We start from the raw sequence: 12253 nt of genomic DNA on the forward strand, positions 1-12253 counted from the left end.
AGAAGCTGCTGACAGAGCTCTTTATCAATCGAAACAGGCAGGAAGGAATTGTGTTACTATTGCGCCAAAAGAAAAATAATTCTAGAAAAAATGGTTTTGTTTCTTAGCTCAAATAACTAACACAATACGCGATCTATTCATCTATTGTCGTTTGTTTACGACAACGATAGATTATTTCTCCCGTGCTAATTTCTATAATTTCCCCTTCTGCACCTGATTTTTCTAATTCACACTTCGCACTTAATAAAACTTTTAAACCATTAGTATCATTTCCAGCAACTTTGAAAATAATCACGTCCTCTATTCTAATTCGAGCTTCATAGAGGCATTGGCTTTCATTACTACTCATAGCCCTACTTAATTTTAACTCTATATCTAAATCTAATTTAACTCTCTCTATATATTATTATAGTGCTACTGCAATTGATTTTTATTCGTATTATCCATCCAGGCTATCCAACTTCTTTAAAATTTATATATATGAAGAACACTCAAAGCTGCAGCTAACCTGGGTTGCAGCTATGAGAGGATAGGCAGGAAATCCAAAGTTACTGCAATTTGTAAAAAATGCATGAATTAATACTGTCGTAGCAAACAGTCACTTTAAGATTCTAATCATAGGTAATATTGTTTTTATTAGCCCAAAAAACTGCAAGATATAAATTATTAAAATAATTAATACAAATATATTTAAAAGACTTTTAATGGCCCCAGGCATAGGTATAAAAACATTAATTAACCAGAGACCTACACCAAAAACCACTATTACAGCAATTAAATTCAATAGCTCATTCATCATAGTGCTCGTTAGTGAGTCAGTGTTAATAGTATAGCAAATCCACAGATAATTGTTGTAAAATTAATCAAAATATCTATGAGTTCTCAATCATTTTTCTTATTTCTTCAATCTTACTGTTCAAATTATCAGGAACAACTCCTCCTCCCTGAGCCATATCATCGCGACCACCTCCCTTACCGCAAAGATGTCTTACTAGTTGAGCAGCACTTGGCACTTTATCTAAAATATTTTTACTTACCCCGGCAATCACATTCATTTTATCTTGATCAACAGTAAATAATATCAGTACCCCTGAATCAATTCTTGATTTTAACTGATCCATAGTATTGCGCATGGTTTGATTATCCACACCTTCTAGCTGTTTTACTAAAAAGTTAACACCATTAACTTGCTCTACTTCACTAAGAATATCTGCCCCAGACTTTTGCACTTTTTCACCTAAAAGTTTTGCAATCGTTTTTTCCTGATTTTTACTATCAAGTAATAATTGAGAAACTTTTTCCTGCAGGTTAGTTGGTGTCGTTTTAAGTGTGGCAGCAAGTTTGTTTATAAGCCCTAATTGCTCATTAACCCAAGCTAACGCATAAGAACCAGTAACCATCTCAACTCGCCTAACCCCACTAGCAATGCCATATTCCGCTATGATCTTAAATAAACCTATATCCCCTGTACGCCTTGCATGGGTTCCTCCGCACAGTTCCTTAGAGAAATGTCCCATAGATAATACGCGTACGGCATCAGCGTATTTTTCACCAAATAGAGCGACAGCACCACTTTGTTTAGCGGACTCAATATCCATCACTTGCGTTGTCACTTCATTGTTAGCTCTGACTTGTTCATTGACTATTTCTTCCACTTCTTGAATTTGCTGAGGGGTTAGTGCCTCAAAATGGGAAAAATCAAAGCGTGCTCGTTCAGCGTCAACCAAAGAACCACGTTGCTGAACATGCTGCCCCACTACTTTTTTTAAAGCTGCATGCAATAAATGGGTTGCGGTATGATTCAAGCGAATGGCATCTCGTCTGGCATTATCGACCTGAGCATGTACCGGCAAATTAAGATTCAACTCGCCTTCAGTGACTTCTCCATAATGAACAATGGCTTGACCTATTTTTTGAGTATCATCTACTCGGAAAGAAAATCCTTTCCCTGAAAGCAATCCCTTATCGCCTACTTGGCCACCACTTTCTGCATAAAATGGAGTATGATTAAGAATCACAGCACTTTTTACTCCTTTGCTGATGGATTTCACTTCATGGCCTTCTTGAAGCAATCCAATAATTTTTGCTTCCATCGCTTCTTTTTCATATCCGTGAAACTCTGACTGATGTTCCAGTTGGGAGGCAGCATGATAATCGGTGGTAAATTGACTCGCAGCCAGGGACAACTCTCTTTGTTGTTGCATCAATTGATTAAACTCATCCATATCAACATGCAACTCTTGCTCACGAACAATATCCGCAGTTAAATCGATAGGAAAACCGTAAGTGTCATATAATTTAAATGCCACCTGCCCTGACAATTCCTTACCTTTCAGGTTTTTAATATGCTCTTGCAGTAAGCGTAAACCTTGTTCTAAGGTACGAGCAAACTGATTTTCTTCTTGTAATAGAATTTTCTCTATATGAGTCTTAGAATTAACCAATTCAGGGTAAGCATCCCCCATCACATCAGTTAAGGGCTGGACAAGTTTATAAAAAAATGGGCTAGGCAAACCTAATTTATTACCATGCCTGATTGCCCTGCGAATAATTCTTCTTAATACATATCCCCGGCCTTCATTGCTTGGCAAAACTCCATCAGTTATTAAAAAAGAGCAGGAACGAATATGGTCTGCAATAACTTTTAATGAAGCATGGTTTAAATCAATACCATATCCCAGTTTTGCTATTGCCTTAATCAAATATTGGAAGCTGTCAATCTCATAATTACTATGAACACCCTGTATCACTGCAGCAAGCCGCTCCAATCCCATACCAGTATCGACAGAAGGTTTGGGCAAAGGATGCAAATACCCTTCCCTATCTCTGTTAAACTGCATGAATACCAGATTCCATATTTCTATGTAACGATCCCCATCCTCATCTGGACTACCAGGAGGACCACCAGCTACCTCAGAGCCATGATCGTAAAAAATTTCTGTACAAGGACCGCAAGGACCTGTGTCACCCATAGACCAAAAATTATCTTTTTCCCCACAGCGAGAAAATCGCTCGGGAGATACTTTCATTTCTTTCAGCCAAATCTCTTCTGCTTCCAGATCACCCTTATAAACAGTAACCCACAACCGTTCTGTTGGTATGCGCAAAACCTTTGTTAAAAACTCCCAGGCATATTGAATGGCCTCTCGTTTAAAATAATCGCCAAAGCTAAAATTACCTAACATCTCAAAAAAGGTATGGTGTCTTGCAGTATATCCTACATTTTCCAAATCATTGTGTTTACCACCTGCGCGAACACAACGCTGTGCTGTCACAGCACGCTGATAAGAACGGGTTTCAAGTCCCAAAAAAAGATCCTTGAATTGCACCATGCCCGCATTAGTGAATAATAAGGTGGGATCATTAGAAGGAATCAAAGAACTGGACGCCACTAGTTGATGCCCACGCTGGACAAAATAATCAAGGAAAGCTTGTCTAATTTCAGAACTTTTCATTTTACTACTTACCAGTTGAGTTAATTAACGTGAATAAACAGATTTAATCTCTTTAAATACCTTTGAAACAATATCCCTATCGAACCCACGATATAGTAAAAATCTCTGTTGTTTTTGTATTTCACTAAATGAGAGTTCATCCTGTCCTTTAAATTTTTTCTGCCACGCTTGTAAGGCATAATCAAACCAATTATTTTTCTCTTGCTGCAAGGCGCTCTGAATCAAATCAGGGGCCAATCCTTTATTTTTTAATTCTTGCGTAATCTTTAAGGGTCCGTAACCTTGGTGAATTCTCGATCTGATATAGCTCTCTGCAAAGCGACTATCATTTTGATACCCAAGGCGTTGGCATTCTTCCAACACATCCTGGACATCCTTAGAACTAAATCCCTTTTGTTTTAGTTTATTACACAACTCCATAGCGCTATGGTCGCGCCTGCTTAGCAGGCGCAAAGCGCTATCGAATGCTTTAGTCATCTATAGTCTCAAAAATATCTTCTGACGAACTATTCAACATAGGCAAGTTTTTTTCCAACATTTCCGTGCGAATTTGTTGTTCAATTTCTGCAGCTACTTGAGGATTTTCTTTCAAATACAATCGAGCATTATCTTTGCCTTGACCAATTTTTTCCTGTTTATAGCTATACCAAGCTCCTGCTTTTTCTATTAGGTTTAATTGAACACCTAAATTGATAATTTCACTCTCACGAGATATGCCTTCATTATATAAGATATCGAACTCGGTGACCTTAAATGGTGGTGCTACCTTGTTCTTAACTACTTTAACTCGTGTTTCACTGCCTAATATTTCTTCGCCTTTTTTAATTGAGCCAATGCGACGAATATCCAGACGAACTGAAGCATAAAATTTCAAAGCATTACCACCTGTCGTGGTTTCCGGACTGCCGAACATGACACCAATTTTCATACGGATCTGATTAATAAAAATGACCAATGTATTGGAACGCTTGATATTCGCAGTCAATTTACGTAACGCTTGTGACATAAGACGAGCTTGTAAACCTACGTGAGAATCTCCCATTTCTCCTTCGATTTCTGCTTTGGGAGTTAATGCAGCCACTGAGTCAATTATCACAACATCTACAGCAGCAGAACGAACCAGCATATCGGTTATTTCCAGTGCTTGCTCACCAGTATCGGGTTGAGAAACTAAAAGCTCATCTACCTTAACCCCTAATTTCTGGGCATAACTTGGATCCAAAGCATGTTCAGCATCTATGAATGCTGCCGTACCCCCCATTTTCTGGCATTCCGCAATCACTTGCAGTGTTAATGTGGTTTTTCCTGAGGATTCAGGACCATAAATTTCCACAATACGGCCTTTCGGCAAACCACCAATTCCTAAAGCAATATCAAGACCTAATGAGCCAGTAGATATTGCTTCAATATCTCGTGATACCGTACTATCGCCCATACGCATCACGGAACCTTTGCCAAATTGACGCTCAATTTGTAAAAGCGCAGCCGATAGTGCTTTTTGTTTATTCTCTTCCATAGTTTATTCCAGATTGTAATGTGTGCAAGAAGAAAATTATCACACAGATGTGAGCGGGCAGTAAACAGTAATCGTTAGGCACTCTTAAATTAAGTATTATCTAACTCAATTAATTTATGGAGTCTATTGATATTTCGCTAGAAGCCTTAATTTCTGAACAAGGGAGCACAGAAATCAAGGCCTTTCGTTGAACTGTATTACAATCTATTTACTTTAAACTGAGACAATAATCTAGGTAGAAAGATGACCGCAGCTAAGGCCACTCCACCAAAGAATAATAAGTTAGTCGATGAAAAAACGGACTTTCGCTCTGGAACCTCAGCTGAATAATCCTTTTCTTCTGAAACCATTTCATCACCCTCTACCTCTTCCGATTGAGAGGGTGATTTGATGCTTTGGTAACGGCTTCGCAAGTATTCTAATTGAGATTCATGTTGCATTGCTCGCTTCCGTGCAGGCTCAAATAACAACTCAGTATCGGAAAATTTCAGAGTAGATTCTTGTAAAAAATCTTCACTGCTTTGGTGCCACCTACCCATCGTATCTTTAAACTCAATATATCGGGTAGTCGCATTTCTCCTTAATACAACTTGGGCATCAGCAGGTATGCTTTTATCAAGCTCCATATCTGGATTTTCCCTTAACTGTATTGCCAAAGCTAAAATAGAATGAATTATTTGAACGCTATCATGTTGACACTGCTGCTGAATGTGAGTAATTGGCTGTGAATACTCTTCACTGGCGAACCTTTTAATCTCTCCAAGCCGACGTAATTGTGCCCCAGTTCGATAGTAGACTGTGTCTTGAGAATCATTTTTAATAAGTAACCATTCCGCATAAGATCGCAAATGCTCTTGTTCTAGATAAAATTTCACTTGATCAAGGATACGATCTATTGAATCAGATGAATCAGACTTTTCATTATTCTCTATCTCTTTTAATACCTGTTCTGCTAATACCAGTAATTCATTAACTTCTTCAGATACAAGATCAGCATTGATTAACGCATCTTCTACTACTTTTCGTTTAGCGAGCTCGACATATTTTTTAATTTGGATATCAATTAGTTCGCTTAAAAATTCAAACAACTCGGTATGTTGACTCATATTTTTCCCTATTATTATTCTAACTAAACACAACTTATTCCATTTCTTGCATAATCTTTAGATTTAGTTTTAAGCAAGACGCAAATATTTCAAAAATTCAGAATTGGCATACATAAATAAGCACAACAGAAATACTTGCAAGTACAGCTATAAAACAAAACACACTGCTTATGCAAGAGATTTATTGCTTTTTTTATTAACCGAATGGCAAAGCAGGAATTTGATACAAAATAGATGCTTTTATGAACTTTGCTCACCACAGATTTTTTTAAGAATAGAAAGAACCCCGTTTAAGGCATATAAGCAGGCACCCAAACGTATCTCTTGACGACTTCCAGCCAATTGCTGTCTCGAAGTTTGTTGGTATTGATTACGAACAACCCAAGCAAAACATACTGTACCGACTGGTTTTTCAATACTTCCTCCTTCCGGGCCAGCAATACCAGTGACTGATACTGCAATATGTCCCATACTATGTTGTAATGCACCAACAGCCATGGCCAATGCTACTTCTTCACTCACTGCCCCATGGTTTGTATCAGCTCGTGAGCAACAGACAACATTTCTTCTTTAGCTAAATTACTGTAGGTAACAAAACCACGCTCAAACCAAAGAGAACTTCCAGGTATTTCTGTAAGATAACTTGAAATTAAGCCTCCTGTACAAGATTCTGCAGTCACTAATTGCCATTTGTTCCTTTTTAAATGCGAGGCGATATTTTCAACTAATGCAGGGAAATGATTCATGTATTTCACCTAATAAAAAACCCCATAAACGATGGGGTTTTCCTGAGAATTCAATATAAATAAGCTGGAATCAATCTTATTGACTTTGGCCTTCAGTAGAAGGTTGAGTTGTAGTTCCAGTATTTCCACCTTGTTGTTGCTGATCGGTGGGTTGTTGTTGCTGCTGTTGCTGTTGATTGGTATCCACTGGTTTAGAGCCTTCACCACAGCCTGTTAAAAACAATGCCAAACAACTAGCAGAAGCAATCATAGCTAAACGATTCATAATAACTCTCCCTATTTTATTTTATTTAATATCACATTAATTCTAGCAAATATTCTTATTAAGTGAAGAACTTATCTTCTGAACTTAAAAATAAAATTTCCATTTTCCTGCACTATGTTGAATTAAATAACACAAAGCAGTGCTTAATTATCATTGTGGCAAATTTAGAGTATTTTGCAAATTTTTCAACGAAAATAAATAGTTCCTGGAAAAGCAAGGAAGAAATATACCACCAAAAACCTGACTTCCTACAACACTTTTGTTAAAATTGGGCCAATCTTATTTAAATCAATCACTATGGCTACCGCTCACACGCCTATGATGCAGCAGTATTTGCGCATCAAATCAGATTATCCAGACATGCTTTTGTTTTATCGCATGGGTGATTTTTATGAATTATTTTTTGATGATGCCAAACGAGCATCACAACTCCTTGATTTAACGCTCACTCATAGAGGACAATCCGCAGATAAACCTATCCCTATGGCAGGTGTCCCTTATCATGCAGTAGAAAACTACTTGGCCAGATTATTGAAAAAAGGGGAATCGGTAGCCATCTGCGAACAAATTGGTGACCAGCTACTAGCAAAGGGCCTGTAGAAAGGCAAGTGACACGAATTATTACTCCTGGCACAATAACTGACGAAGCACTGATGGATGCCAGGAAAGATAATATTTTGTTAGCCATACACAGCCAAAAACGAAAAATTGGGATTGCATGGGTTGACTTAAGTGGGGGTCGTTTTCATTTACAGGAATTAACTGAGGAACATCAGCTCAATGCCGAATTAGTACGCCTACAACCAGCAGAAATCCTTTTACAAGAATCCACTTCTCTTCCGGCATTTTGCTCTAATTTTCCTATAAAACTCAGGCCAGGATGGGAATTTAATACAAACAATGCCCATAAATTACTATGTGAACAATTTTCAGTAAGAGATCTCTCTGCCTTTGGCGAACAAGATTATCCAACTGCACTGATTGCCGCTGGTGCTTTGCTCGCTTATTTAAAAACGACGCAAAAACAGTCATTACCGCATCTTACTACTCTCACTCTTGAGAGGTTTGAAGATTACCTGCAACTGGATGCCTCAACCCAAAAACATTTGGAGCTTTTTGAGAACATACAAGGAGGTAGTGAACACTGTTTACTTTCTGTGTTGGATAAAACCGCTTGTGCCATGGGAAGTCGTTTACTTAAACGCTGGGTAGGTAAACCTTTAAAACAGCACCAGGCCATTAAAACAAGACAACAAGCCATTAAAGAAATTATTTCTTTTCAACAGGATGTTGCACTGCATCAACTTCTCAAACAATGCACAGACATAGAGCGCATCGTATCGCGTATCGCCTTAAAGTCAGCACGCCCCCGTGATTTGGTTTCTTTATTACAAACTTTAATATTGCTTCCAACGGTTCATGACGCATTACAAGAAAACCAAACCTTATTGATTAAAGAAATCAGGACACAAATTAGTCCATTCCCTCCCCTCCAACAATTGCTTGAAACAGCTATTGTTGATAACCCTCCTATGTTAATCCGAGATGGGGGAGTAATTGCTTCTGGCTTTGATGAAGAACTGGATGAATTGCGAAATTTGAGCAGTAATGCTCATGAAACCTTGGTAAAACTTGAGCAAGACGAAAAAAATCGTACGGGACTATCTACTCTAAAACTAGGCTACAATAGTGTTCAAGGTTTTTATATCGAGATTTCAAAAACACAAGCAGAAAATGCTCCTCCTCATTACCATAGAAAGCAAACTTTAAAAAACGTAGAGCGTTATATTACCCCCGAGCTTAAGTTGTTTGAAGATAAAATACTTTCCGCGCAAACAAAAGCATTGGCTCGGGAAAAATGGTTATACGACAATTTACTTGAAGAAATTCAGCAATACATACCCAGTTTATCAGCCCTTGCAAAATCATTAGCTCAATTAGATGTGTTGGTAACTCTTGCTGAGCGAGCTCAAAGTTTAAACTGGAATTGCCCAAGTCTTGTCCCTGAATCAGGCATTATGATCCAAGCCGGTCGACACCCGATCATTGAACCCTTATTACAAGAGAGATTTATTGCTAATGATTTGGAGCTTAAGCCAAATCAAAATATTTTATTAATAACCGGACCCAATATGGGCGGTAAATCGACTTATATGCGGCAAACAGCTTTAATAGTATTACTAGCTCATATTGGAAGTTTCGTGCCTGCAAAAGAAGCTCTATTTGGCCCTCTGGATCGAATTTTCACACGCATTGGCGCCAGTGACGATTTGTCATCAGGACGCTCTACGTTTATGGTGGAGATGACTGAAACAGCTCAAATCTTAAGGCAAGCAACTAGCCAAAGTCTCGTATTAATCGATGAAATTGGTCGTGGCACCAGTACTTACGATGGAATGGCTTTAGCTTATGCTAGCTGCGCCTTTCTTGCATCAACAATCAAAGCTTATACTTTATTTTCTACCCACTACTTGGAATTAACCCAATTGCCAAATGAATTCCCCTGCATTCGTAATGTGCATTTACAAGCCTCCCTAAATACAGGACAAATTATTTTCTTATATCGCGTTGAAGAAGGTTCCGCGAATCGTAGTTACGGTTTGGAAGTTGCAGAGTTGGCCGGTATACCTAAAGAAGTACTAAAGTTGGCTCATGAACACTTAGATAGTATACAAGATACTAAACCTGTGATAGTACAAACTCACATGACAAAACTTCCTGTCTCTCCAATTTTAACGGAATTAAAAAAAATCGATCCAGACAAATTAACTGCCAAAGAAGCACTGGATTTGATTTATAAGTTAAAACACATGGAGACTACAGAAAGTATAAGCTAGCATAGTTGTTACATGAATAGGTTCGCATATTTCATCATACTAATCATTTTATGTTTTCCCCTATTTGGCCAAAGCAAAAAAACAGCATCCTTTGTAATTTATGGTGTACAGGGGAAAATTCTCTCTAATATAGAAACGCGTTTAAAGGAATTGGAGCAAACTAAGCCTCTGAATCAGTTTAAACAAACAGAGCTCCAAGACCAAATTATTAAAGCTATCCAACCTTTTGGATATTTCGAAGCAAAAATCAGCATAAATAGCCTCAACAATAAAAGTATAATAAACGTTCAACCTGGGCCTCAAATCCATATTATCTCCATTAAAACCGAACTGACAGGCGAAGGAGCACAAAGCCCCTTATTACAAAAAACGCTAAAAGAGCTCCCATTACATATTGGAGACCCACTGTTTTCAGAAAAATATGAGCAAGCAAAACAAAACATTATTAATAGCTCTGAAAACTTGGGGTATTTACATGGGGCATTTAAAAAGTCTGAAATATTAGTAGATGAGCAGAAAAAATCGGCTCAAATCACCTTAATTTTTGATACAGGGCCGCAATATTATTTTGGCCAAATACAATTTAATCCAACTTATATTTCTCCTGAGCTATTACATCGTTTTGTACCATTTCATCCTGGGCAACCTTATGCCACAGATCAAGTCTTAAAGTTGAATGATTTTTTATCAAATAGTGGCTATTTTAATTCTGTATTAGTAAAACCTCAAATCACAGAGTCACAGACAGTACCTGTTATTGTTAATTTGCAACCCATACCTAAATACTCCTACTCATTCGGTCTTGGTTATGGAACAGACACAGGCATGCGCGGAAAAGCAGCTCTTTACGTAATACCTGTTAATCGTCAAGGGCACAAATTTAATGCAGTAGCTCAAGGATCTTTCAGACAGAACACCCTGCAAGCCCAATATGTAATACCCGGGAAAAACCCTGTTACTGATCAATATGCACTTACCGGTAATTTCTCTAATTTAAACTACAACGCCGGTTATAGTAATGCTACTCTCCTGTCATTTAGTCAATTACATAACGTCGATCGATTCCAAAAAGCCCTTTCGCTTAATGCTCTCTATGAAAGTTTTCATTACTCACAACAACCTAACACTTACCAATTCTTGTTATACCCTAAAGCAAGCATCACATTGAGCAAGAGAAAGAACCTATTGTTTTCACCTTCTGGGTATAATATTACTTTTAATGCACTGGGATCTAATAAGGAAACTTTCTCTTATCTGAGTTTTGGACAACTTTCTTTGGATGCCAAGGCAGCACTAACACTAGACTTTCTGCACCTGCGTCTTTATGGACACACTATTCAAGGTATTACTGCCATAAATAATATTAATCAGTTGCCACTGTCTCTGGCATTGCTCTTGGGGGGAACTGATAATCTTAAAGCTTACAGTTTTAATTCTATTGGCCCAGGAAAAATTATCACCTATGGAGGCTTTGAAATTCAAAAAGAATTCAAAAAAGACTGGTATTTTGTCGGTTTTTATGATGCGGGAGATGTTTATAATCCTTCATTGAAGGATATTCAATACGATATTGGCGGCGGACTCATGTGGGTTTCTCCTATTGGGCCAATTAAAGTGGGATTAGCGCAAGCAGTCAATAACCACCTGGAAAGAGCAGGACACAATCCAAGATTAGTTATCAATATGGGACCAGACTTATGACTCTAATTAAACTACTCAAAAGAGGATTTTTCAGTTGCTTAATCGCATTAATTTGTTTGGTTTGCGCGCTTGCTTTTTTTATCTCAACTACGCCAGGATTGTATGCGGTAATTCAATTGAGTCGTTTTTATCTTCCCGGCACCCTTAAAATTCATCATTTAAAAGGACGACTATTAGATCAATTTTCTGCTGGAGAAATTGAATACCAAACTCGTCATAGTAAAATTAAAATTTCCAATTTAACAGTTAATTGGCGTTTTTTTTCATTAGTTCAAAAACAGCTGCCTATTAATAATATGACTGCTGATACTATTGAAATAAAGCCTATGGGAGCAAGTATACTTTTAATAAAATCAACCTAAATGGTCATTTAAATCAAAAATCAATCAACCTTAATGTCATTCAACTTAATTATTTAAATCAAAATCTTGCTGGCCAATTAGAAATTAATAACTCTTATCCTCATCTGTTTTCAGGAAAAATTCACCTCAATCCGAATCCCGATGCCCCTAATATCATATCGGGAAATTTAAATATTGGAGGTGATCTTGAACATATTCAATGGATAGGCGAATTCGAAAAACCAGGTAAAATATCAATCAATGGCTCCATTCAACAATTAAAACA

9 protein-coding genes and 2 pseudogenes are annotated in these 12253 nt (G+C 37.6%); 3 read left to right on the plus strand and 8 right to left on the minus strand.

Annotation, left to right across the window (positions count from 1 at the left end):
• Positions 1-133: 133 nt before the first annotated feature.
• The 8 genes and pseudogenes from OK13_RS04250 to OK13_RS04285 all read right to left on the minus strand — a co-directional run bounded on the left by OK13_RS04250 (position 134) and on the right by OK13_RS04285 (position 7088).
• On the minus strand, positions 134-349 hold the full coding sequence (locus tag OK13_RS04250) for a hypothetical protein (RefSeq protein ID WP_035888019.1): 216 nt from the start codon (positions 347-349) through the stop codon (positions 134-136).
• A gap of 249 nt (positions 350-598) precedes the next feature.
• A complete protein-coding gene (locus tag OK13_RS15095; RefSeq protein WP_035888021.1) occupies positions 599-796 on the minus strand; it encodes a Thivi_2564 family membrane protein in 198 nt (65 codons plus the stop codon).
• A 76-nt stretch (positions 797-872) separates the two neighbouring features.
• On the minus strand, positions 873-3455 hold the full coding sequence (gene alaS, locus OK13_RS04260; RefSeq protein ID WP_035888023.1) for an alanine--tRNA ligase: 2583 nt from the start codon (positions 3453-3455) through the stop codon (positions 873-875).
• A gap of 24 nt (positions 3456-3479) precedes the next feature.
• Complete coding sequence (gene recX / locus OK13_RS04265; RefSeq protein WP_035888026.1) at positions 3480-3932, minus strand: recombination regulator RecX; 453 nt, start codon at positions 3930-3932, stop codon at positions 3480-3482.
• The gene (gene recA, locus OK13_RS04270) at positions 3925-4971 is read right to left on the minus strand and encodes a recombinase RecA (protein ID WP_035888029.1); all 1047 of its coding nucleotides are present in this window, start codon (positions 4969-4971) and stop codon (positions 3925-3927) included. Before recA ends, recX begins: the two co-directional genes overlap by 8 nt.
• A gap of 197 nt (positions 4972-5168) precedes the next feature.
• Complete coding sequence (locus OK13_RS04275) at positions 5169-6077, minus strand: hypothetical protein (RefSeq protein WP_035888031.1); 909 nt, start codon at positions 6075-6077, stop codon at positions 5169-5171.
• Positions 6078-6317: 240 nt separating this feature from the next.
• Positions 6318-6823, minus strand: a pseudogene (locus OK13_RS04280) (CinA family protein).
• A 76-nt stretch (positions 6824-6899) separates the two neighbouring features.
• The gene (locus tag OK13_RS04285; RefSeq protein WP_035888034.1) at positions 6900-7088 is read right to left on the minus strand and encodes an EexN family lipoprotein; all 189 of its coding nucleotides are present in this window, start codon (positions 7086-7088) and stop codon (positions 6900-6902) included.
• A gap of 297 nt (positions 7089-7385) precedes the next feature.
• On the opposite strand from OK13_RS04285, the pseudogene mutS reads away from it, so the two are divergent.
• From mutS to OK13_RS15100, 3 genes and pseudogenes are all read left to right on the plus strand, one after another.
• Positions 7386-9925 (plus strand): annotated as a pseudogene (gene mutS / locus OK13_RS04290) (DNA mismatch repair protein MutS).
• A gap of 12 nt (positions 9926-9937) precedes the next feature.
• Positions 9938-11626, plus strand: a complete 1689-nt coding sequence (locus OK13_RS04295; RefSeq protein WP_035888036.1) for an autotransporter assembly complex protein TamA — start codon at positions 9938-9940, stop codon at positions 11624-11626.
• The gene (locus OK13_RS15100) at positions 11623-11988 is read left to right on the plus strand and encodes a hypothetical protein (protein WP_035888038.1); all 366 of its coding nucleotides are present in this window, start codon (positions 11623-11625) and stop codon (positions 11986-11988) included. The genes OK13_RS04295 and OK13_RS15100 overlap by 4 nt, the downstream gene beginning before the upstream one ends.
• Positions 11989-12253 lie beyond the last annotated feature (265 nt).

Source organism: Legionella norrlandica (assembly GCF_000770585.1).
Lineage (GTDB): Bacteria > Pseudomonadota > Gammaproteobacteria > Legionellales > Legionellaceae > Legionella > Legionella norrlandica.

Coding starts and splice junctions, on each gene's coding strand:
- OK13_RS04250 (WP_035888019.1), bottom strand. CDS start 349: ATGAGTAGTAATGAAAGCCAATGCCTCTATGAAGCTCGAATTAGAATA.
- OK13_RS15095 (WP_035888021.1), bottom strand. CDS start 796: ATGAATGAGCTATTGAATTTAATTGCTGTAATAGTGGTTTTTGGTGTA.
- alaS (WP_035888023.1), bottom strand. CDS start 3,455: ATGAAAAGTTCTGAAATTAGACAAGCTTTCCTTGATTATTTTGTCCAG.
- recX (WP_035888026.1), bottom strand. CDS start 3,932: ATGACTAAAGCATTCGATAGCGCTTTGCGCCTGCTAAGCAGGCGCGAC.
- recA (WP_035888029.1), bottom strand. CDS start 4,971: ATGGAAGAGAATAAACAAAAAGCACTATCGGCTGCGCTTTTACAAATT.
- OK13_RS04275 (WP_035888031.1), bottom strand. CDS start 6,077: ATGAGTCAACATACCGAGTTGTTTGAATTTTTAAGCGAACTAATTGAT.
- OK13_RS04285 (WP_035888034.1), bottom strand. CDS start 7,088: ATGAATCGTTTAGCTATGATTGCTTCTGCTAGTTGTTTGGCATTGTTT.
- OK13_RS04295 (WP_035888036.1), top strand. CDS start 9,938: ATGAATAGGTTCGCATATTTCATCATACTAATCATTTTATGTTTTCCC.
- OK13_RS15100 (WP_035888038.1), top strand. CDS start 11,623: ATGACTCTAATTAAACTACTCAAAAGAGGATTTTTCAGTTGCTTAATC.